Raw genomic sequence first — 23,392 nt, 5'->3', positions numbered from 1 at the left:
TCAGCGCGCGGCAACCACGCGTGTTCCGGCCAACAGATCGTGCAGGCAACGCCGGTCGCGGCGGAAGATGAAGAGGGGCTCTAGCGCGACAAGGAGTGTGCCAAATGGCACCAACGCCAACAGCCACCATGGCAGCTCACGCGCCAGCAGGATGCGCCGCAGGCCGGCGGGCTGGCCCGATGCATCGGTGATGCGCACACCCAGCATCAGCTTGCCGATGGTCTGCTGCCTCCTGGCCAGCAACCCCCCCTGCAACACCAGGAACGCCGCGAAACCAAGCAGGTAGTCGAGCGGGTGGCCGGCGGTGATGAAAGGCTCCAGCCAATACTCCAGCGTTGTCGTCGGGACACGCGCAGGCTGTTCCGCGCTCAATTGCCAGCCTGTCAGCGATTGCAGGCCATGACCCGCCCCGATCCACAACGCCGCCTGCAGCAATGTATCGATAATGCAAGCCACCAATCGTCGCCAACGCGCGGCCAGGACCACTTCGTGGCCCTTGTCATTCTCGACGAGTGCCGTGACGGGTGGCGTATACGGATTGGCGTCCATGTACCTGCGCCACGTTCAGGTCCGCGGCAGCGTCACGCCGGTCTGGCCCTGGTACTTGCCGCCGCGATCCTTGTACGAGGTTTCGCAGACTTCGTCGGACTGGAAGAACAGCATCTGCGCCACGCCCTCGTTGGCGTAGATGCGCGCCGGCAGCGGCGTGGTGTTGCTGAACTCCAGGGTGACGTGCCCTTCCCACTCCGGTTCCAGCGGGGTCACGTTGACGATGATTCCGCAGCGCGCGTACGTGCTCTTGCCCAGGCACACCACCAGGGTGTCGCGCGGGATGCGGAAGTACTCGACCGTGCGGGCCAGCGCGAACGAATTCGGCGGGATGATGCAGACGTCGGATTCGATGTCGACGAAGCTGCCGGGATCGAAGTGCTTCGGATCGACGATCGTCGAGTTGATGTTGGTGAACACCTTGAACTCGCGCGAGCAGCGCACGTCGTAGCCGTAGCTGGAGGTGCCGTAGCTGACGATGCGCTCGCCGTTGACCTGCTTCACCTGTCCCGGCTCGTACGGCTCGATCATGCCGTGCTGCTCGGACATGCGGCGGATCCAACGGTCACTCTTGATGCTCATGCAGGGTTCCTGTTGCGGAGACGGGTGCGGACGGGGCCGCCATTGTAGGGCAGCCCGGCCCCTCGCCCGAGCGGGCCGGGACGAGGCCGGGTCAGACCAGCGAGGAAAGAATCGAAGGCTTGGCCCGTGGCCGGGATTCCAGTTGCGCCACCAGCGCTCGCGCCGCCTGCCGGTAGGCCTGCGCGGCGGCCGAATCCGGCGCGGCCACGACCACCGGCCGCCCGGCATCGCCCTGCTCCCGGATCGCGATGTCCAGCGGCAACGATCCCAGCAGCGGCACGCCGTACTGCGCCGCCATCCGCTGGCCGCCCCCCTCGCCGAACAGGTGCTCGACGTGTCCGCAACTGGAACAGGTATGCACCGCCATGTTCTCGACGATGCCCAGCACCGCGACCTCGACCTTTTCAAACATCTTCAGTGCCTTGCGCGCATCCAGGGTGGCGATGTCCTGCGGGGTGGTGACCACCACCGCGCCCGCCACCGGAATCTTCTGGGCCAGGGTCAACTGGATGTCGCCCGTACCCGGCGGCAGATCGATCAGCAGGTAGTCCAGATCACCCCACAGGGTGTCGGTGAACAACTGCATCAGCGCCGAAGTCGCCATCGGGCCGCGCCAGATCATCGGCGTGTCCTGATCCACGAGCAGGCCAATCGACATCGCCTCCACGCCGAACGCCCGCATCGGCTCGATGGACTTGTTGTCCGGGCTGTCGGGCCGCCCCGACAAACCGAGCATGGCCGGGATGCTGGGGCCGTAGACGTCGGCGTCCAGCAGCCCCACCCGGGCTCCGTCGGCATGAAGCGCCAACGCCAGGTTGACCGCGGTGGTGGACTTGCCCACCCCGCCCTTGCCGGAACCGACGGCGATGACGTTCTTGACGCGGGGGGAAGGGCTCAGGGTGCCCTGGACGGCATGGGGGACGACGGTTTGGGGGGTCATGTTCTGCGTTGGATGAGCGATGCCCGTCGCCCGGAAGGGCGCTGGCCGCCTGGGCGGGGCGCCGGGCAACAAGGAAGGTGCGGCGCACAGTTTAGGTGATCGGGGGGAAAGGTCCGGCTGCCCGCTCTGGCGCCTGCGACGGCGGCTCCACCTGCCCAGTTAACGGTGCCTCAGCACGGCCTTCGACCGGATCAAAAGGGTCTTGGCGGGATTTCCGTAACATATTGATTTAAAACAAATTACCCAAAAGTGACATTGTGCAACGCTACAAATCCGCCAAGAGTTTTGCGACAAACATCACAAAATAAAAAGAATTTTGATTTCACTGAGACGCGAATCACACCATTCGTTAATGTCATGTTAGTTTCGTAACAAGGATTTCACTTTGATGCGGCAGGCCAATGGAATGGCCATGGGGCCCGCATCTATATCTCAAGGGGATTCACTACATGCCAGTTCGCAATACGCGCGCATTGAAGCGCAACCGCCTGTGCGCCGCCCTTTTCGCGGCGTTCGTGCTGCCCGCCACCGCCGCAGCCGCCCAGGAAACCCAGCAAGAACAGGAACAAGCCTCGGCTCCCGCCAAGGCCCAGAATCTGGACAAGGTCGTCGTCACTGGCTCACGCATCTCGCGCGTGGACGTGGAAGGTCCGTCGCCGGTGACCGTGATCACCGCGGCCGACATCGAGAAGGAAGGTTTCTCGACCGTCTATGACGCGCTCAACACGTTGAGCCAATTCACCGGCTCCGTGCAGAACGAATTGAACCAGGACGGCTTCACCCCGAATGGCAGCTTCCTGAACCTGCGCGGCCTCGGCCCTGGCTACCAGTTGGTCCTGATCAACGGCCGTCGCACCTCCGACTATCCCATGCCGTACAACAGCCAGTCGAACGCGGTGAACCTGGCCGCCATCCCGTCGGCGGCGATCGACCGTATCGAAGTCCTGTCGGGTGGTGCTTCCGCGATCTACGGTTCGGACGCGGTGGCCGGCGTGGTCAATGTGATCCTGAAGACGAATTACGAAGGCGACCTGGTAACCGTGCGCGCAGGCACCACGACCCGTGGCGGCGGCGACACCGGTCGTTTCCAGTGGGTCGGTGGCAAGACCGGCGACAAGTGGAGCTTGACCTACGCCACCGAGTATCTGGAGCGCGAAGCCATCTACGGCTTCCAGCGTGAATTCATGGACTCGTTCCGCGACGACCCCAGCCTGTCGGATCCGGCCAATGCGACCACCGCCTATGAAGGTGTGCGTTTCACCGTACGTCGCGACGCCAATGGCAACCCGACCACCGGTCCGGGCAGCGCGGTGCGCGAGTACCCGGGCGGCGCCCAGGCCGTCTGCGATCGCTTCAGCGAGTTTGAAGCCTTCAAGTCCAATCCCGCGCTCGCTGCGCCCGATCGCTGCGGCTACTTCGGCTGGCCGGCCGGCCAGTCCATCCGCAACTCGGACAAGAACCTGTCCGCGTACCTCTATGGCACCTACGATTTCGACGGCAATACCCAGGCCTGGGCGCAGTTGAACATCGTCTCCTCGGAAGCGAAGGTAGCGAGTTCGTCCCGCTTCGTTCAGAGCGGCGGCGGGCTCGGCGTCGGCAACTTCTACGATCCGAACTACAACGCCGTGCTCGGCAACGTGCTGCGTTTCATCACCCCGAGCGAAATCGGTTCCGGCGGTGGCCAGCCCAGCACGTTCAAGGAAACCTCCATCGACATCGCGGCCGGTCTGCGCGGCACCCTCTTCGACAACAAGTTCGACTGGGATGCCACCATCTCGCATGCCCGTTACGATATGAAGGAGGAATTCTCCTATCTCGTCGCCGGCAAAGTGCGCGACTACTTCTTCGGACCGAACCTGGGCACGCATGCCGCAACCGGCCTGCCGATCTACGCGCTCAACGTCGGCCGCCTGATGAACCCGCTCAGCCCGGGCCAAGTCGCGGAGATGACGTCGCGCTACAAGAACGAAGCCGATTCGCAAGTCACCCAGGGCTCCTTCGTGATCAGCGGCGACCTGTTCGAACTGCCCGCCGGTCCGCTGGCCATGGCCGCGGTGCTGGAAGGTGCTACCCAGAAGTACGACGTCAGTCCCGATGATCGCCTGCTGCTCAACTACACGGGCAACGACGCGCCGATGGGCCTGACCGCCACTGCAGGCGGTGGCAAGCGTGATCGCTATTCGTTCGGCCTGGAGTTCAGCATTCCGATCTTCGAAACCCTGAAGGCCAGCCTGGCCGGCCGCTACGACAAGTTCAACGACGCCAGTGACATCAATGGTGCGTTCACCTGGTCCACCGGCCTGGAATGGCGTCCGATCGACAGCCTGCTGCTGCGCGGCTCCTACGCCACCAGCTTCAAGGCCCCGGACATGCACTACATCTACGCGGGTGAGTCGGGCTTCTATCTGTACATCATGGACGAGTATGCCTGCCGCGAGGCTGGCCTGAACCCGACCGTGACCACGGAGTGCGGCGGCGGCACCGACTACAACTACCAGGTGTTCGGCACCCGCAAGGGCGACCCGCGCCTGGACGCGGAGGAAGGCAAGTCCTACACCGCGGGCGTGGTGTGGGATGCACGTGACAACCTGTCGCTGTCGGTCGATTACTACAACATCGAGCTGGAAGGCGCGATCAGCGATCTGACCGGCCTGCTGTTCCGCGAGGAAGCCGCCTGCCTTCTGGGCACCAATCGAGATGGCAGCGCGGTGGATCAGAACTCGCCGCGTTGCGCGGACTTCACCAGCCGCGTGGTCCGCGACCCGACCACCGGTGAAGTGCTCGAGTTCCACACCTATCCGCAGAACCAGGTGCTCACCAGGACCTCCGGTATCGATGCCCGTGCCACCTACAACATCGATACCGATCGTTTCGGCGATTTCAATGCCGAGCTGTCCTGGACCCACGTGCTGAAGCTGGAAGCGCAACAGTTCCCCGGCGAGCGGATGGAAGATCGTCGCGATCATCCGCAGTTCTTCAACTTCCGCAGCCGCCTGAACTGGCAGATGGGTTGGACCAAGAACGACTGGAACGCCACGGTATACGGCTATCGCTGGGGTTCGCTGCCAAACTGGGCCGAGACCTCGCGCATCGCGCCGTACATCATGTGGAACGCCAGCCTGCGCAAGAAGATCACGGACAAGGCCACCATCGGTGTCTACGTCAACAACGTGTTCAACAAGCTGCATCCGCGTGACGACACGTTCAACTCGTATCCCTACTTCTGGCGCGCGTTCAGCCCGGTCGGTCGCGAGGTGTTCGTCCAGTTCGACTACAAGTTCAACTAATCGACTGGTACCGCAACGGAAAAGCCCGGCTCACGCCGGGCTTTTTTGTTTTTGACCGCAGGCCATTCAAGGCTCATCCCGGCTGGGATAATTAAAATTACTCTTTAAGAATCAATCCCTTGAGATTGTAGAAATGTGAATTTCGTCGTGTTAACGTCGATTTAACGGAGGATTCGGGGGTGCCAGGGACTGGCCAGTCGTCACATTTCGACCAGAATTGGGGGTGGTGTTTATGCGTAATGGCAATGCGCGCTCGTTCCAGCGCAATCGGCTCGCGACCGCGATGTTCGCGGTCCTCCTGACACCTGTCCTGGCTTACGGCCAGGAGACACAGCAACCGGAATCCTCCTCGCCTCCGGCGGAGGGCACGCAGACGCTGGACAAGGTCACCGTGACTGGATCGCGCATCAAGCGCGTGGATGTCGAAGGTCCCGCTCCTGTCGTCGTGGTGACTGCCGCGGACATCGAGAAGGAAGGTTTTTCCACTGTTTACGACGCGCTCAATACGCTGACCCAGTTCACCGGCAGCGTGCAGAACGAACTGGTCCAGAACGGTTTCACCCCGAATGCCAGCTTCCTCAATCTGCGTGGCCTGGGTCCCGGCTATCAGCTGATCCTGATCAACGGCCGGCGCGCCGCCGACTATCCGCTGCCGTACAACAGCCAGTCCAATGCCGTGAATCTGGCCAACATCCCGGCAGCGGCCATCGAGCGCATCGAGGTGCTGACGGGCGGCGCATCGGCGATCTACGGTTCAGATGCGGTCGCCGGCGTCGTCAACATCATCATGAAGACCAACTTCGAGGGTGATCAGCTCTCGGTGCGTGCCGGCGCCACCACCCGCGGTGGCGGCGATACCGGTCGGCTCCAATGGGTTGGCGGCAAGACCGGCGACAACTGGAGCCTCACCTACGCCTTCGAGGCACTCGAACGCGAAGAGATCTTCGCCTCCCAGCGCAGCTTCATGGATTCCTTCTACGACGAGCCTGGCCGCTCGCGTGACGATATCAATCCCACCGAAGGCCTGTTGCTGTTCGACGGCTTCAACAGCTCGCGCATTTTCCCGGATGGCGCGCAGGCCACCTGCGACCGCTTCAAGGATTTCGAGGTCTACTTCTTCGAGACCTCGTCGGTCTACACGGGCCCGCGCTGCGGTTACCCCGGTTACCCGGCCACCCAGTCCATCCGCAACTCCGACAGCAACCAGTCCGCCTATCTGTACGGGACCTGGGACTTCGACGGCGGCATGCAGGGCTGGGCGCAGTTCAACTACACGCGGGCCAAGGCGCAGTTCACCTCCGGCACCCAGTTCTGGACCACGCCGGATTACATCTTCGCGCCCAACGTGACCTCCGAGGCGATTCCCTTCGGCGCCTTCGTGCAGCCCCAGCGCATCTTCACTCCCTCGGAAACGGGCGGCAACCTCGTGACCACCAGCGAGGAGAAGTCACTCGACTTCGCGGCCGGCCTGCGGGGCAGTTTCGCCAATGGCCGTTTCGACTGGGATGCCACGCTCTCGCGCTCCGAGTACAAGCTCAATACGTCCCAGCCGCGCTTCCTCGCCAATCCGCTGAACGATTACTTCCTCGGCGAATCCCTGGGCCCGGATCCTTATTTTGGCGCCTACGATTCCTTCGAGCTCAATCTCGACCGTTTCTTCAATCCAATCGATCCGGCGACCTTCGCTTCGCTGAACACCATGGTCCGGGATCGCGCGGAATCCAGCGTTACCCAGGCGAACTTCGTACTTTCGGGCGACCTGTTCGAGTTGCCGGCCGGCGCGGTCGGCATGGCGGCGGTCCTGGAAGGCGCCAAGCAGAAGTACGAAGTCAAGCCCGATGCGCGTACCTCGCCCACATATACCGGCCCGGAGCCGATCTACAATCTGACCAGTTCCGGCGGGCAGGGCGATCGCACGCGCTACGCGCTCGGCGTCGAGTTCAGCGTGCCCATCACCAGCAACTTCAAGGCCAACCTGGCGGGCCGTTACGACAAGTTCGATGACATCAGCGAGATCGATGGCGCCAGCACTTGGCAGGTCGGCCTCGAATGGCGGCCGATGGAAAGCCTGCTGCTGCGTGCCAGCCATGCCACCAGCTTCCGCGCTCCGGACATGCACTACATCTTCGCCGAGGAATCCGGATTCTTCACCCAGATCTTCGACGAGTACAAGTGCCGTCGCGATGGTTTCGATCCGCGCGTGAGTCCCAACCCCTGCGCAGGCGCGGACTACAACTACCAGGTGTTCGGCACTCGCCGTGGCGATCCGAACCTGGAGGCCGAAACCGGCAAATCGACCACCGTCGGTTTTGTCTGGGACGTCACCGAGCAGATGTCGTTCTCCGTGGATTACTACAACATCGAGCTGAAGGACGCGGTGGGCGACATCTCCGGCCTGCTGTTCCGCAACGAAGCCGACTGCCTGCTGGGGCAGACGCGCGACGGGCAGCCGGTGGACCCCAACTCCAGCACCTGCCAGTTCTACACCGCTCTGGTCGAGCGTGCCGGTTCCGGCGGATTGGCTGACGAGCAGGTCGAACAGTTCCGTTCGTTCCCCATCAACCAATCGCTCAACAAGACCAGCGGCATCGATGCGGCATGGCGTTACGATCTGGACACGGATCGCTGGGGTTCGTTCGGCTTCCAGCTGAACTGGACGCATGTGCTGAAGCTCGACTTCCAGGAGTTCGAAGGTGGCGACATGATCAATGTCCGCGACCATCCCCAGTACTTCAATTTCCGCAGCCGCATCAACGGTACGGTCAGCTGGGAGAAGAACGACTGGCGCGCCGCGGCCTACTACACCCGTTGGGGTTCATTGCCGAACTGGGCCGAAACCGGACGCATCGCGCCCTACATCCTGTGGAACCTCAACGTCGCGAAGAAGATCACGGACAAGGCAACGGTGGGTGTGTACGTCAACAACGTGTTCGACAAGCTGCATCCGCGCGACGACACCTTCAACACGTACCCCTACTTCTGGCGCGCGTACAGCCCGATTGGTCGCGAGGTGTTCCTGCAGTTCGACTACAAGTTCAATTGATCGGACCCGTAGTCCACGCAATATCGAAAGCCCGGCGCAAGCCGGGCTTTCTTTTTGGCGACTGCTTAACCAAGCCTGTCCACTCGCCTTCACAAAACGTAACAAACGTTACAGTGGCAGTTAAATGCGTGTTAAGTTCGCCGCCCCCCAGGAATGTCGGGGAACTCTGTGGTCTGGCTGAGGGAACAGCGCGAAGGGCCGCACCTTTTGCAATCCGTTCCAAGGAATAACAAGCAAATGCCAGTTCGCAACATCAAGCGGAGCCGCCTGACCGCGGCGATGGTCGCCGTCCTGTTGGCCCCGACCGCCGCTTTCGCTCAAGACGCCTCCCCCGCTCCCGCCGGCGACACCACCAACCTCGACAAGGTCACGGTCACCGGTTCGCTCATCCCCCAGACCCAGCTGGAAAACTTCACCCCGGTCACCACGATTTCCGCCGAGGACATCAAGACCCGTGGTTTCACCAGCATCGCCGATGCCCTGCAGCAGTCCGCGTTCTCCACCGGCGGCATCCAGGGCGGCCAGACCTCTGCCGCGTTCACCCAGGGCGCCGAGACGGTCAGCATGTTCGGCCTGGATCCGGGCTACACCAAGTACCTGATCGACGGCCGCCCGATGGCCAACTATCCGGCGCTGTACAACGGTAGCGATACCTTCAACAACATCAGCGGCATTCCGATCGATCTGGTCGAGCGCATCGAGATCCTGCCGGGCGGCCAGTCCTCCCTGTACGGTTCGGACGCGATCGCCGGCGTCATCAACATCATCCTGAAGAAGAACATGGACGGCGGCGCGCTCAGCGTGCGCGGCGGCGCCTATGGCGACGGCGGCGGCGACAGCTTCCGCTTCAGCCTGGCCAAGGGCTTCACCGGCTACGACGGCCGCCTGAACGTGCTGGCCGGCATCCAGGCCGAGACCAAGGATCCGATCTGGGGCTACCAGCGCGATCTGACCAAGCAATACAACGTCAACGGCTACACCGCGCCGCTGGCCAGCCGCGACTACCTGGTCGCCGGCTACCGCGACTACGCGGCCAGCGGCGGCATCCGCCCGGCCAACAACGGCTACCTGTTCCTGGATCCGAACAACTGCGCCAACGTCAGCGGCCAGTTCGGTGGCACCGAAGGGCTGCAGAACCGTCCGGGCTTCGGCCAGTACTGCGGCTCGTTCAGCACGCCGGGTTACCGCACCATCACCAACGGCAAGGAATCCGCGCAGGCCTACGGCCACGCGACCTTCGATGTCAGCGACAGCCTGCAGTTGTACGGCGACGTGCTGTACAGCCATGAAGAAGTGAAGTACGCCACCGGTTCGGCCTACACCTGGTGGAGCACCAGCGCCAAGTACGGCTACTTCTACGATCCGGACCTCGATGCGCTGGTCAACCTGCAGCGCGCGTTCTCGCCCGAGGACATCGGCGGCGAAGGCTACCGCGACATCATGAACACCGATCGCAGCAGTTCCTACTCGGTGACCTTCGGCGCCAACGGCGTGCTGGGCAACTGGGACTGGGATCTGGGCCTGACCCGCACCGAGTACCGCCTGAAGCAGCGCCGCTTCGCCCGCTGGGCGGATCCGATCAACGACTACTTCGAGCAGAACGTGCTGGGCCCGCAGCTGGGCCTGGATCCGGTGCAGGGCCTGTATCCGGTGTTCCGTCCGGACTACGCGGCGTTCTATACCCCGATGTCGCCGGCCGACTTCGCCAGCTTCACCGGTTTCGCGACCTCGCGCAGCAAGACCTGGGACAACATGCTGCGCGCGCAGGTGACCAACAGCGCGCTGTTCTCGCTGCCGGGCGGCGACGCCGGCCTGGCCGTGGTGGTCGAAGGCGGCAACCAGGGTTGGGACTACACGCCCGACGCACGCCTGATCGCGGATCCGGAAACGCTGGAATCGCAGGTGTGGGGCACCACCGCCGTGAGCGGCGCCGGCCACCGCACCCGCTACGCGGTCACCAGCGAACTGCGCCTGCCCGTGCTGGAGCCGCTGACCGTGACCCTGTCCGGCCGCTATGACGCGTTCGACGCCTACGGCGAAACCGTCGACAAGCCGACCTACAGCATCGGCCTGGAGTACCGCCCGATCGAAAGCCTGCTGCTGCGCGGCAAGTACGGCACCGCGTTCCGCGCGCCGACCCTGTCCGACACCTTCCAGGGTGTCAGCGGCTACTACGACCAGGTGACCGACTACTATCGCTGCGCCCAGGAAGGCTACCTGCCGGGCAACACCGCCGACTGCGCCTATGACGACTCGCAGTTCTTCGGCCAGCAGGCGGGCAATCCGAAGCTGGAGCCGATCACCGCGGACGTGTGGAGCGCCGGCGTGGTCTGGGCGCCGAGCAGCAACCTGTCGATGTCGGTGGACTACTTCGCGTGGGACATCGAGAACGAAGTCGACCTGCAGAGCACCGACCAGCTGTCGCTGATGGAGTACTACTGCCGCACCGGCCAGATGGACACCGGTTCGCAGGGTTGCCAGAACGCGCTGGCCTGGATCACGCGTGACGGCACCGGCGCGATCGAGACCGTGTTCACCCCGAAGGTCAATGTCGCCAAGCAGAAGCTGCGCGCGGTCAACGCCAGCGTCAACTACCTGCTGGACATCGGTCGCTTCGGCGCGCTGAAGTTCGCCGGCAACTACACCAACACGCTGAAGCACACGGTCACCCCGCTGCCGGGCGATCCCGCGATCGACCTGCTGCGCGACCCGTACTCGATGTGGGTGTATGACGCGTACGCCAAGACCCGCGCCGACCTGTCGGTGGCCTGGAACAAGGACAAGTGGACCACCACGGTCTATGCGAACCGCATCGGCAAGACGCCGAACTGGGTCGCGTACAACACCCGTGGCTTCACCGATCCGCGCGCCGGCTGGTGGGCGCCGTACATCACGTACAACATGAGCGTGAACTACGCGCCGATGGACAACCTGGAATTCTCGTTCATGGTCAACAACGTCCTGGACAAGACCCCGGAAGACCAGGCCCGCAGCTACCCCGGCAACGAGGCCACGCCGTACAACAACTACCTGTACAACGTGTACGGCCGTTCGTTCTTCGTGGAAGCGCGCTACAAGTTCGGCAAGTAACCGCTGGACACACAGCAGTACCAAAAGCCCCGCCGCAAGGCGGGGCTTTTCTTTTTCGTGTCCGGCAGGCTTTCCGGGCCAGGCGTCGGGGCGACCGGCCGCGGCCTGAACCGCCCGGCCCCGCCGCTTCCATACGCCAGCGGATGCGGTATAAAGGAGGCCATTCCGGCGGGTTCCGCCGGTTCGTCCAAGACTCCCTGGGAGGGGAACATGCGCAAGATCCTGACCGCCACCCTGCTGGCCCTGCCGCTGCTGGCGGCATCCCTGGCCGCTTCCGCCGCCGACGGCGCGGTGGGCCGCTGGAAGACCATCGACGACAAGACCGGCAAGGTGAAGTCGATCGTGGAGATCTACACCACCACCAATGGCTCGCTGGCCGGCAAGGTGGTCGACGTGCTGCACTCGGATCGCGGCCCCAACCCGACCTGCGACAAGTGCACCGGCGATCGCAAGGACAAGCCGGTCAAGGGCATGGTGATCCTGTGGGGCCTGAAGGCCGACGGCGCCAACGAATGGAGCGGCGGCACCATCCTGGATCCGGCCAACGGCAAGACCTACAAGTCGAAGATGGAACTGCAGGCCGGCGGGCAGAAACTGGACGTCTCCGGCTGCATCGCATTCATCTGCCGCGCACAGACCTGGCAGCGCGAGTAAGCGCCGTCACATCCAGCGTTCCCGACAGCCCGGCCCCGCCGGGCTGTCTTTTTTGGGCCATGCGATAATGACCGACTCCCCGCAAGCCGCCCGCCATGAGCCGCACCGCCCTCGTCACCACCGCCCTGCCCTACGCCAACGGTCCGCTGCACCTGGGCCACCTGGTGGGCTACATCCAGGCCGACATCTGGGTCCGTGCCCGCCGCCTGGCCGGGAACACCACCCATTTCGTCTGCGCCGACGACACCCACGGCACCCCGATCATGCTGGCGGCGGAGAAGGCGGGCACGACGCCGGAAGCTTTCGTGGCGGACGTACAGGCCGGCCACGAGCGTGATTTCGCCGCCTTCGGCGTGGCGTTCGATCACTACGATTCCACCAACTCGGCGATCAACCGCGAGCTGACCGAAGCGTTCTACGCCAGGCTGGCTGCCGGCGGCCATATCGCGCGCCGCAATGTCGCCCAGTTCTACGATCCGGCCAAGGGCATGTTCCTGCCGGATCGCTACATCAAGGGCATCTGCCCCAACTGCGGTTCGCCGGATCAGTACGGCGACAACTGCGAGGTCTGTGGTGCGACCTATGCGCCGACCGATCTGAAGGAACCGAAGTCGGTGCTGTCGGGCGCGACGCCGGAAATCCGCGACTCCGAACATTTCTTCTTCGAGGTCGGTCGTTTCGAAGGCTTCCTGCGCGAATGGCTGGCGGGAGACGTGGCCCTGCCGGGCGTGAAGGCCAAGCTGATGGAGTGGCTGGACGCCGAGGGCGGCCTGCGCGCCTGGGACATTTCCCGCGATGCGCCCTACTTCGGCTTCGGCATTCCGGGTGCGCCGGGCAAGTATTTCTATGTCTGGCTGGACGCGCCGATCGGCTACCTGAGCAGCTTCAGGGTGTTGTGCGAAAAGAAGGGCCTGGATTTCGACGCGCATCTGCGCGCCGGGACCGAGGTGGAACTCCATCACTTCATCGGCAAGGACATCGTCAACTTCCATGGCCTGTTCTGGCCGGCGGTGCTGCACGGCACCGGCCATCGCGCGCCGACCCGCCTGCACGTCAACGGCTACCTGACCGTGGACGGCGCCAAGATGTCCAAGTCGCGCGGCACCTTCGTGAAGGCGCGCACCTACCTGGATGTCGGTCTGGAAGCCGAAGCCTTGCGCTACTACTACGCCGCAAAATCCTCCGGCGGCGTGGACGATCTGGATCTGAACCTGGGCGACTTCACCGCGCGGGTGAACGCCGATCTGGTCGGCAAGTTCGTCAACCTGGCCAGTCGCTGCGCCGGTTTCATCGACAAGCGCTTCGGCGGCCGCCTCGCCGACTCCCTGCCGGATCCCGCGATGTACGACCGCTTCGTCGCCGCGCTGGCGCCGGTGCGCGAGGCGTACGAGCGCAACGATCCGGCCGCCGCGATCCGCGCCACCATGGCGCTGGCCGACGAAGCCAACCGCTACATCGACGACCGGAAGCCGTGGGTGATCGCCAAGCAGGAAGGCGCCGATGCCGAGTTGCAGGCGGTCTGCACCCAGGGCCTGAACCTGTTCCGCGTGCTGGCCGCCGCGCTCAAGCCGGTGCTGCCGCGCACCGCGGAACAGGCCGAGGCCTTCCTCGCCGCGCCCGTCACCGCCTGGCCGGATCTGGATGCGCCGCTCACCGGCCGGAACATCCAGCCGTACGCCGCACTGTTTACCCGCATTGACCCGAAGTTGATCGACGCCATGACCGAAGCCTCCAAGGAAACCCTCGCTCCCGCCACCACCGCCACGCCGGCACCGGCCAAGGCCGCCCCGGCCGCGCCCGCCAAGCCGGAGACGGCCGGCGACGCGACCAGCCATATCGGCATCGACGACTTCGCCAAGCTCGATCTGCGCATCGGCAAGGTGCTGGCCTGCGAGTTCGTCGACGGTTCGGACAAGCTGCTGCGCTTCGAGCTGGACGCGGGCGATCTGGGCAAGCGCCAGATCTTCTCGGGCATCCGCGCCAGCTACGGCGAGCCGGAGAAGCTGGTTGGCCGCAACGTGGTGTTCATCGCCAACCTGGCGCCGCGCAAGATGCGTTTCGGCCTCAGCGAGGGAATGATCCTGTCGGCCGGTTTCGACGGCGGCGCGCTGGCCCTGCTGGACGCCGACGACGGCGCGCAGCCGGGCATGCCGGTCCGCTGATTCGTCCCCGCGATCGGACGTCCGCGACAGAGATCGGTCACGCGTCCATGTCTCGCGCCCCCCTCGCATGAACCACGCCACGCCCGCATTGGTCGAACGCCTGGACAGGCTGCTGCCGCAGACCCAGTGCGGCCAGTGCGGTTTCGACGGCTGCCGGCCCTATGCCGAGGCGATGGCGCGCGGCGAGGCGGATGTGGATCGCTGTCCGCCCGGCGGCGACGCCGGCGCGCATGCGCTGGCGCGGCTGCTCGACCGTCCCGCGCTTCCCTATGACCGCGCGCGTGGCGAACACAAGCCGCCGGCGGTCGCGGTAGTCGTCGAAGCCGACTGCATCGGCTGCACCAAGTGCATCCAGGCCTGCCCGGTCGACGCCATCATCGGCGGCGCCAAGCACATGCACGTGGTCATCGATCCGCTGTGCACCGGCTGCGAACTCTGCGTGCCGGCCTGCCCGGTCGATTGCATCGTGATGACGCCGGCTCCATAGCCGGCGTTTTCATCGTGCGCAGATATCCGCACGTATCCAGATTACTTCTACCGGCTACTTCCGCGGTGCCTTGCACGCCGAGCAGATGCGCTCGACCTGGTAGCCGCGCGCGCGCAGCTTCTCGACCACGCCGTCGCTGCCCAGCAGATGCAGCGCTCCCACGATCACCAGCGTGTCGTCGCTGGCGGACTCGGTCAGCCGCTTTTCGATCTTCGGCACCCAGTTGTCATTGCGATCGACGTTGATGCGCTGGTACAGGCGCGGGTACTCGCGCTTCATCTCGGCGGCCATTTCCTCCCACAGCATCGCGGCATCACCACGCCGCCAGGCCGCATGCAGTTTCTCGGTCTGGCCGGGCCCCTTCTCCGCCTGGTCCAGGACCTCCTTGAGGAATTGCCGCTGCTCCACCGCGTCCATGCCGTCCAGCAGGGTGATCTGATCCAGGGCCTGCTCCAGGCCGCTGGCCGGCTTGCCGGCGGATTTGGCCTGTTCCATGAAGTGCGCGTCCAGGCCGATCTTGGGATCCAGCCCCTGCCGCATCATCTCGGTCACGCTGATGGTCAAGCCGACGAACCAGGGCTTGAATGCGGCGAGATTGGCCACTGGCATCCCGTTCTTGGCGGCATAGGCCTCCAGCTTCGTCCAGGTGGCTTCGTCCAGATCATCGCGCAGGCTCTTGCCGTCGCTGCGCAGCGCAGCCTGCATCATCCGGGTCGACAGCGCCGGTCCCATTTCGTCCGGGGACAGTTCGAACATCACCGACTCGGCGTCCGCGAAAGCGCCGTCCACGTCCCGCGCCAGCGGATAGTCCGCAGGTTTCAGCATGTGGAAAGAACCGAGCAGATAGACGGCGTTGTCGCTGTCGGAAACCTTCCACAGCAGCGGTACCGGCGCTTCGCCCTGCGATTTTGGCGCATCGGCGAATGCCGGGGATGCAACCGCGGCGAGCACGGCCAGGCCAACGGCGCGCAGTCGGCGCATCTTCTTTCCGCGAGGTGTCTGATTCATTGCGTGGCCTTCTGTGAGGGGGGCGCCGTCGCCGCGGGCGCCGGCTTGTAGGTCTGTTCGCCGGCGCTGATCGCCAGATCCAGGCGGTTTTCCGGCGGTGGCAGCGGACAGGTCGCGAACGGCGTGAATGCGCAGGGCGGGTTGTAGGCTTGGTTGAAATCCAGCCAGACCTTGCCGTCGACGACTGGTGGCGCGTCCAGGAAGCGGCCGGCCGGATAGCTGCCATGGCCGCTGGTGCGATCAGCCAGCACGAAGAACAGTTCCCCGCCGGGATCGCCCAGCGCTTCGAGCCGATAACGGCGCCCGTCGCGTTCGAACTCCACCGCACCGGGGTTCGGCGACGGCGTGGTGGTGCCGGTGATGTCGACGATCGGGATCGTCTTGCCCGGCGGATGCGGCACGAAGCGGGCCTGGATTTTCCAGTCCGCGGCCGCCGGCCAGTACTTCAGGCCTGCGAACCGCACCCGACTTTCCGCGTCGGCGTGCTTCACCCGCAGCGCGTGGCGGCCACCGCGTTCGATCACCGTCAACCATCCTTTGCCGTCGTCGAAGCCGATGACACCGGGCGACTCGTCGTGATCGCTCGGTATCTCCACCTTGCTCCGGACAGGCCGGCCGTTGAAGGTCACCGCCACGCCCGGTTCGGGAGTGAAATGGATGCGCCCTTTCTCGTCGGACAGCATGCCCAGCCTGGCCGGTCCGACCGCCAGGCGGATGCCGCTGTCCGGCCCGCTGCCGATGTAGTGCGCCTTCAACTGGATCCAGTGCAGCCCGACCAGGCTGGTCCAGCCATCCGGCTTCAGCAATTCCTCGCGCCGCTGCGCGCGCCACTGATCCTCGGCCGCCAGGAACGCGGGATCCTGCGCCTTGCGTGCGGCATTGCTCCCGTCATCCGCCGCGTCGCGCTGGCACGAGGCCAGCAACAGCAGTCCAGCCATGCAGGCAAATCGTCGCCACGTTCCCATCACGTCCCCCGACTGAATCCCTGTTCGATTTCAGCAAGCCCGAATCGCCGCCACAGTACACCCGTATCGCCATGGCTCGCTTCGATCCGTTCGACCTCGCGCAGCAGGGCGTTCATTTCCGCCAGCGTCATGCCGCGCGGCGCGGGCACGCCGTGGCCGGCCATCACCGCGAGCAAGCGCTCCACGCGCGCGTCTTCCGGTTCCCGTGCATCATCGCCGCCAACAGCCGCCAGCACATCGCGCAGCAGCGCTTCCGGGTCGGCGTCCACCAGCAGCGCCGGAACCGCGCGCAGGCGCAGGCGTGTTTCGCCCGCCGGTTCGACGACCAGGCCCAGCGACGCCAGCCATGCCGCATTCCGCGCACCCCGTCGCGCCGCTTCCGGATCGACTTCCAGTTCCAGCGGCAACAGCAACGGCTGTGCGTGCAATCCGATGCCCGCGCGCGCCGCGTGCAGGCGTGCCAGCATCAACCGGCGGTGGGTGGCCGGCAGATCGAGCAGGACCATGCCCTGCGTGTCCTGGGCCAGCAGATAACGACCGTGCAGCACCGCGACCGCGAATCCCAGCGGCGGCACCTCGCCGTCCAGCATTGGTGAAAGCGGTGGCATCGAGGGCTGCGACGGCAACGCGCCATGTTCGCCATACAGGGCTTCATAGAAGGCACGCGCCTCACGCACCTGCGCCACCGCCGGCAAGGCGTGCGTGCCATCGGCGCCCTGCGGCATCGCCAGCGCGCGCGCCATCGTCGCGCGGGTTTCCGCCAGCGCTTCGTGCAGCGTCCCCAGGACGAAATCGTAGATCAGCCGCGCGTCGCGGAAACGCACCTCGTGCTTGGCCGGATGCACGTTGACGTCGACGCGGGTCGGTTCCAGTTCCAGGAACAGCACGTACGCCGGCTGGCGGCCATGGAACAGCACGTCCTTGTAGGCGCTCTTGGCTGCATGGCCGATGTTGCGATCGCGCACCGCGCGACCGTTGACGTACAGGTACTGCTGATCGCCGGTCGCGCGCGAATATTGCGGTTGCGCGATCCAGCCGTGCAGGCGCAGGCCGGCGGCGGCGTGCTCGATGCGCAGCGCCTGCTCCACGAAGGTGTCGCCGAGGGTCTCGCGCACCCGCGCCAGCGGATCCATGCCATCCGGCCGGTAGCGGCGCGCGGGCTTGCCGTCCACGCCGACCCGCAGTTCGATTTCCGGCCGGGCCAGCGCGAGCGAACGCAGCCACTCCTCGATATGTCCCAGTTCGGTGCGCCCGGCGCGCAGGAACTTGCGCCGCGCCGGCACGTTGTAGAACAGGTCCCGCACCTCCACGGTCGTGCCGGGCGGATGCGGCGCCGGCGCCACTTCACCCAGTTGGCCGCCATCCACGCGCAACGCCGCGCCATGCGCGTCATCGAGGCGCCGCGACGTCAACAGGAAACGGCTCACCGACGCGATCGAAGGCAATGCCTCGCCGCGGAAACCCAGGGTGGCGACGGCTTCCAGATCATCCAGCGACGCAATCTTGCTGGTCGCGTGGCGCGAGATCGCCAGCGGCAGTTCCGCGGCCGGAATGCCGCCGCCATCGTCGCGAATCCGGATCAGGCGGATGCCGCCCTCCTCCAGATCGATGTCGACGCGGCGCGCGCCCGCGTCCAGGGCGTTCTCCACCAGTTCCTTGACCACCGACGCCGGGCGCTCCACCACCTCGCCCGCGGCGATCTGGTTGATGAGGGTGTCGGGCAGTTGGCGGATCGGCACGTCGGGGCGGCGTGTTCGCCGTCGCGGGAAGTCAGTGCGGATGATAGCCGAGCGCTGGCCCGACGCGGTGCGCTCAGGGGGCGCCGGCGGCTCCGCCCGCGGCGGCGCTGCGCGCCTCGGCTTCCGCCTGCGCGCGCGCGGCGAACAGCGTGCCCGGCGGCGGCTGGCGGGTGAAATAGGTATTGACGCCATCCAGCACGGCGGCGGCGACCTTGCGCTGGTAGGCCGGATCCTTCAGCCGCTTCTCTTCGTCCGGATTGGAGATGAAGGCGGTTTCCACCAGCATCGACGGCATGTCCGAGGTACGCAGCACCGCGAAGTTGGCGCGTTCGATGTTCGGCTTGTGGTTGTTGCCGACCCGTTTCAGGCCGTCGAGCACGTGGTTGGCCGCGTCTTCCGAGGCGCGCATGTGACCGCTCTGGGCCAGATCCAGCAGCACCGAACCCAACGTGTTGTCGACCTTCTGCAGGGCCACGCCGCCGATCAGGTCGGAGGCGTTTTCCTTGTCCGCCAGCCAGCGCGCGCGTTGCGAGGACGCGCCTTTCAGCGACAGCACGTACACGGAGGAACCCCGCGCCGAGCGGTTTTCCGCCGCGTCCGCGTGGATCGACACGAACATGTCGGCGCCCGCCGCACGGGCCTTGCGGGCGCGCATGTTGAGCGGGATGAAGACATCGCTGTCGCGGGTCATGTACGCCTTCATGCCCGGCGTGGCGTTGATCTGGCGCGCCAGTTCGCGGCCGATCGCCAGCACGACGTTCTTCTCGTAGGTGCCGCCCATGCCGACGGCGCCCGAATCCTGGCCGCCGTGGCCGGGATCGATGGCCACGATCAGTGGACGCATGCCGGCGCGCATGCCGACCCGCGGCGCCGGTTCCTGCGGCACGGACGCGACCGTGGAAGCCACCTCTCCCGGTGCCGGCGTGGCCGGCTTTCCGGTGGCGATGGTGTACGGAACGCCACCTGGCGTCACACCGGCGGCGTTCGGCTGGGCCGGCGCGACCTGCGTGGTCGCCTGCCCGTTGAGGATGGCCTGCGGCGATGGCGACGACGTCGGTTGCGACGGCGCGTTCTGTTCGGCCGGACGCGTGGCCGGCGTGGTGGCCGGTGCGTTGGCCTGCTGCGCGACCTGCGCCGCCAGGGCGGCGGTGGCCTGGCCGGCCGAAGGCGTCGATGCAGCCGGTGGCGGCGCGGTCGTTGCCGGGGTCGTCGCGTTGTTCGATGCGGATGCAGGCGTGGTCGCGGCCGGCGCCTTGGCGACGGCGGGACCATCGCCGGGCCACTCGATGACCAGGCGCGCGCCGCCCTCCGCGGCCTCCACGCGTGGCTTGAGCGCGGTGACGGGGCCGGCCAGATCGAACACGACCCGCAGCGTGCCGGGATTGGGTTGGCCGGTGCGCACCGCCGTGACGATGCCCTGTCCGGCCGGCAGTTTCAGGCCACGCGTGGCGCTGGAAGCCGGCAGGTCGACCACCAGGCGCTCGGGCCCATGCAGCGCCAGGGTCTTGAACTCGCCCTTGCCCTGCAGGTGGATTTCAGCCCGGGTGCCGGTCGCGCCGTTGCTCAGCTGGACCGCGCTGACCTCGCCGGCGGAGGCCGTTCCAGCGCACGCCGAAGCCATCACCAACCCGAGGGCGGCGATGCGGAGGCGTCGAAATGGAGGTTTCCCCAGGGACATGCGGCGGATTCAAGCACCAACCGCCCAGGAATGCAAGAAGTTTTCCCTTAATAATCCGTGACCTGCCGGATCTTCCTACACCGTCGGGACAGGTGATCGAGGCAACTGGCCACTTTTTTTCAGGCGCGCCAGCCACGCCTGCCCGGTTTCGCCCGCGGCTTCCAGCCTGACCGCACGACCGTCGCCCTCGACCGCCAGCCGCACCCGCAGGTCGCAGGCCGGCAAGCCGGCGCCGCCGCGCTCGGGCCATTCCACCAGCCAGAGCGTGGCGCTGCCCTCGTCCAGGCCCAGGAAATCCAGTTCCCCGGCGTCGCCGATGCGGTACAGATCCAGGTGCCAGGCTTCGCCGTCGGCGATCGGGTAGCGCTCGACCAGGGTATAGGTCGGGCTGCGGATCGCGCCCTGCACGCCCAAGGCCCGCAGCAATGCGCGCGCCAGGGTGGATTTGCCCGCGCCCAGATCGCCTTGCAGGTGGACCACGGCGCTGGCCGGCCGGGTGGCCGCGAGCGCGCGCCCGAGTGCATCGGTCGCTTCGCTGTCGGAAAGGAACAGGGACAAGGATTCCATGCCGCGATTCTAGCCTTCGCCGCACACGCTCAGGGATTGGCAAGCCGCCGCACGATCGGCATCAGATCCGAAGGCAGCAGGCCGCGTTCGCCTTCCGCCGCGGCGACGTCGCCCGCCAGCGAATGCAGCAGCGCGCCTGCGCGCGCGGCGTCGAACGCGGGCAGTCCCTGCGCGCGCAACGCCGCGATGATGCCGGTCAGCACATCGCCCATGCCGCCTACGGCCATGCCTGGGTTGCCGGCATCCAGCACGCAGGGAATTTCGCCCCGCGCAGCGACGATCGTGCCGGCGCCCTTCAGCACAATCACCGCGCGATGGCGCTCCGCCAGCGCGCCCGCGGCGGCGAAGCGATCCTGCTGCACCTCGTGCGTCTCCACGCCCAGCAGGCGCGCCGCTTCACCGGGATGCGGGGTCAGGATCGCGTCACGCAGTTCGTGCGGATACGCGGCCAGCAGGTTCAGGGCATCGGCATCCAGCACGCAGGGCGGTTGCGCGCGCAGCACCAGTTCGAACAGCCCGCGTCCCCAGTCCTCCTGCCCCAGTCCGGGGCCAAGCGCGACGACATCGGCCTGCGGCAGCAGCGGCGCCAGTTCCTCGCCGGATTCGACCGCGCGCACCATCGCTTCCGGCCGTCGCGCCAGCAGGGGCGCGACGTGGCGTTCACGGGTGGCGACGCGGAGCAGGCCGGCGCCGGCACGCAGCGCCGCTTCCGCGCACAACGCGATGGCGCCACCGCTGCCGTGATCACCGCCGATGCACAGCACCCGGCCGGACTCGCCCTTGTGGGTATTGCGCCGGCGCGGCAACAGCCAGCGCGCGAGCGCTTCCGCGCCCAGGCCGTTGGCGGCGGCGGGGACGCCGGCGAAGGTTTCGTCATCGACTTCGAGTTCGTCCAGCGCGCACGCGCCGGTGTATTCCAGCGCCTGGCCGGTGCGCAGTCCCACGTGCTCGGCAATGAACTGCAACGTGCGCGAGGCCACCACTGCCACGCCGGGCACGTGTCCGCGATCGGCATCCACGCCGCTGGGAACATCGAGCGCGAACACCGGCGCGCCCTGCGCGTTGATCGCCTCGATCAGGCGCGCGGAACCCGCATCCGGCGCACGCGACAGGCCGATGCCGAACAAGGCGTCGACCACCATGTCGGCAGGCGGCAGCGGTCCACCGCTATGAAGTGCGATGCGCCCGCCCGCGGCGATGTAGTCGGTGCAGGCGCGCTGGCTGGACGGCGTGCGCGGCACGTGCTCGTCCAGGTGCACCACCGTGACCACGTGCCCGGAGCGCTGCGCCAGTCGCGCCAGCACGTAGCCGTCTCCGCCGTTGTTGCCGGGTCCGCACACCACCACCAGGCGCTGGGCCCGCGGCCAGTGATCCCGCAGGTGCCGCCAGGCCGCCTGCCCCGCCCGCAGCATCAGGACATGCGGGTCGCCGCCCAGGCGGACGGTGGCGCGCGCGTCCAGGTCGCGCGCGGCGGCGGTGTCGTACAGGGGAAAGCTGCCGGACATGCGGGCGATTCTATACTTGTCGCATGCCTGCCACCGCGCCCGCCACGCTTCCGGATCCCGCCGCGCTCGCCGCGCGGGTGCGCGGGCTGGCGCGCGAGTTCGGCTTCCAGCGCTGCGGCATCGCCGGTGTCGAACTGGGAGAGGACGAGGCCCATCTGCGCGACTGGCTGGCGCAGGGCCTGTACGGGTCGATGGACTGGATGGCGCGCCACGGCGACCTGCGCAGCCGGCCGCAGGAACTCCTGCCCGGCACCCTGCGGGTGATTTCGGTGGGACTGGATTACGGCCGCAACGACAGTGACGACGCCTGGCGAACGCTGGCCGACGGCGAACGCGCCTATGTGGCCCGCTACGCGCTGGGACGCGACTACCACAAGCTGATGCGCAATCGCCTGCAGCGGCTGGCCGAACGCCTGCAGCAGGAAGTCGGCGCGTTCGGCCATCGCGTGTTCGTGGATTCGGCGCCGGTGCTGGAACGCGCGCTAGCGCGCAACGCCGGGCTCGGCTGGATCGGCAAGCACACCTGTCTCATCGACAAGGATGGCGGCTCCTGGTTCTTCCTCGGTGAAATCTACGTCGACCTGCCGCTGCCGATTGACGCGCCCGCCAGCGCGCACTGCGGCACCTGCACGCGCTGCATCGACATCTGCCCGACCGACGCGATCACCGCGCCGTATCGTCTCGACGCGCGGCGCTGCATTTCCTACCTGACCATCGAGCACGACGGCGCGATTCCCGAGGATCTGCGCGTGCCGATGGGCAACCGCATCTTCGGTTGCGACGACTGCCAGCTGGTCTGTCCCTGGAACAAGTTCGCCAAGCGCCATGACGAACCGGATTTCCGCGCCCGCAACGATCTGGATACCGCGACGCTGCCGCAGTTGTTCGCGTGGGACGAAGCCGAATTCCTGCGCCGCACGGAAGGTTCGGCGATCCGCCGCAGCGGCCATGAGCGCTGGCTGCGCAACATCGCCGTCGCGCTGGGCAATGCGCCGGCCACGCCGGACGTGCTGGCGGCATTGGCTTCGCGCCGCGAGGACCCCTCGCCGCTGGTGCGCGAGCACGTGGCGTGGGCGCTGCGGCGGCATGGGGTGCAATGAGCCGGCATGCCCTGTGGGAGCGACGTCAGTCGCGAA

The 23,392-nt window shown here is 66.3% G+C and carries 16 protein-coding genes; 7 read left to right on the top strand and 9 right to left on the bottom strand.

The genetic code is table 11. The features are described from left to right. From ACTJI2_RS13405 to apbC, 3 genes are all read right to left on the bottom strand, one after another. Positions 1 to 549, bottom strand: coding sequence for an RDD family protein (locus ACTJI2_RS13405; RefSeq protein ID WP_440842417.1), 549 nt, complete (start codon positions 547 to 549; stop codon positions 1 to 3). Positions 550 to 564: 15 nt separating this feature from the next. Further along, complete coding sequence (dcd, locus tag ACTJI2_RS13400; protein WP_141453330.1) at positions 565 to 1,131, bottom strand: dCTP deaminase; 567 nt, start codon at positions 1,129 to 1,131, stop codon at positions 565 to 567. Between the two features lie 91 nt (positions 1,132 to 1,222). After that, a complete protein-coding gene (gene apbC / locus ACTJI2_RS13395; RefSeq protein WP_183642447.1) occupies positions 1,223 to 2,071 on the bottom strand; it encodes an iron-sulfur cluster carrier protein ApbC in 849 nt (282 codons plus the stop codon). Between the two features lie 449 nt (positions 2,072 to 2,520). Here apbC and ACTJI2_RS13390 point away from each other — a divergent pair, with 449 nt between their 5' ends. The 6 genes from ACTJI2_RS13390 (at position 2,521) to rnfB (ending at position 14,794) form a co-directional block, all read left to right on the top strand. Then, complete coding sequence (locus ACTJI2_RS13390) at positions 2,521 to 5,358, top strand: TonB-dependent receptor plug domain-containing protein (protein ID WP_318288827.1); 2,838 nt, start codon at positions 2,521 to 2,523, stop codon at positions 5,356 to 5,358. Between the two features lie 232 nt (positions 5,359 to 5,590). Further along, the gene (locus tag ACTJI2_RS13385; protein WP_440842531.1) at positions 5,591 to 8,401 is read left to right on the top strand and encodes a TonB-dependent receptor plug domain-containing protein; all 2,811 of its coding nucleotides are present in this window, start codon (positions 5,591 to 5,593) and stop codon (positions 8,399 to 8,401) included. 237 nt (positions 8,402 to 8,638) lie between these two features. After that, complete coding sequence (locus tag ACTJI2_RS13380; RefSeq protein WP_440842415.1) at positions 8,639 to 11,491, top strand: TonB-dependent receptor plug domain-containing protein; 2,853 nt, start codon at positions 8,639 to 8,641, stop codon at positions 11,489 to 11,491. Between the two features lie 210 nt (positions 11,492 to 11,701). Beyond that, complete coding sequence (locus tag ACTJI2_RS13375; RefSeq protein WP_141453335.1) at positions 11,702 to 12,145, top strand: DUF2147 domain-containing protein; 444 nt, start codon at positions 11,702 to 11,704, stop codon at positions 12,143 to 12,145. 95 nt (positions 12,146 to 12,240) lie between these two features. Beyond that, entirely contained in the window at positions 12,241 to 14,307 is a 2,067-nt protein-coding gene (metG, locus tag ACTJI2_RS13370) for a methionine--tRNA ligase (RefSeq protein ID WP_440842413.1), read from the top strand. Between the two features lie 67 nt (positions 14,308 to 14,374). Further along, positions 14,375 to 14,794, top strand: a complete 420-nt coding sequence (gene rnfB, locus ACTJI2_RS13365; RefSeq protein WP_183642455.1) for an Rnf electron transport complex subunit RnfB — start codon at positions 14,375 to 14,377, stop codon at positions 14,792 to 14,794. Between the two features lie 54 nt (positions 14,795 to 14,848). On the opposite strand, the gene ACTJI2_RS13360 is transcribed toward rnfB, so the two are convergent. The 6 genes from ACTJI2_RS13360 to ACTJI2_RS13335 form a co-directional block, all read right to left on the bottom strand. Then, entirely contained in the window at positions 14,849 to 15,775 is a 927-nt protein-coding gene (locus ACTJI2_RS13360; protein ID WP_440842412.1) for a TraB/GumN family protein, read from the bottom strand. A gap of 23 nt (positions 15,776 to 15,798) precedes the next feature. Further along, a complete protein-coding gene (locus ACTJI2_RS13355; protein ID WP_440842411.1) occupies positions 15,799 to 16,740 on the bottom strand; it encodes a DUF1684 domain-containing protein in 942 nt (313 codons plus the stop codon). Between the two features lie 26 nt (positions 16,741 to 16,766). Then, a complete protein-coding gene (gene mutL, locus ACTJI2_RS13350) occupies positions 16,767 to 18,506 on the bottom strand; it encodes a DNA mismatch repair endonuclease MutL (protein WP_440842410.1) in 1,740 nt (579 codons plus the stop codon). Between the two features lie 73 nt (positions 18,507 to 18,579). Continuing rightward, positions 18,580 to 20,127 (bottom strand): N-acetylmuramoyl-L-alanine amidase, encoded by a 1,548-nt coding sequence (locus ACTJI2_RS13345; RefSeq protein ID WP_318288818.1) that lies wholly within the window; start codon positions 20,125 to 20,127, stop codon positions 18,580 to 18,582. Between the two features lie 132 nt (positions 20,128 to 20,259). After that, positions 20,260 to 20,751, bottom strand: coding sequence for a tRNA (adenosine(37)-N6)-threonylcarbamoyltransferase complex ATPase subunit type 1 TsaE (tsaE, locus tag ACTJI2_RS13340; RefSeq protein ID WP_318288817.1), 492 nt, complete (start codon positions 20,749 to 20,751; stop codon positions 20,260 to 20,262). 29 nt (positions 20,752 to 20,780) lie between these two features. After that, positions 20,781 to 22,256: an NAD(P)H-hydrate dehydratase gene (locus ACTJI2_RS13335; RefSeq protein WP_440842409.1), complete on the bottom strand. Its 1,476-nt coding sequence runs from the start codon at positions 22,254 to 22,256 to the stop codon at positions 20,781 to 20,783. A gap of 23 nt (positions 22,257 to 22,279) precedes the next feature. Here ACTJI2_RS13335 and queG point away from each other — a divergent pair, with 23 nt between their 5' ends. Beyond that, on the top strand, positions 22,280 to 23,356 hold the full coding sequence (queG, locus tag ACTJI2_RS13330; RefSeq protein WP_183642471.1) for a tRNA epoxyqueuosine(34) reductase QueG: 1,077 nt from the start codon (positions 22,280 to 22,282) through the stop codon (positions 23,354 to 23,356). Positions 23,357 to 23,392: the final 36 nt, after the last annotated feature.

The organism is Pseudoxanthomonas sp. 22568, from assembly GCF_052044485.1.
Classification (GTDB): Bacteria; Pseudomonadota; Gammaproteobacteria; order Xanthomonadales; family Xanthomonadaceae; genus Pseudoxanthomonas_A; species Pseudoxanthomonas_A beigongshangi.
Note: the sequence above shows the minus strand (reverse complement) of the source record. Positions and strands in the feature narration are given on the sequence as shown.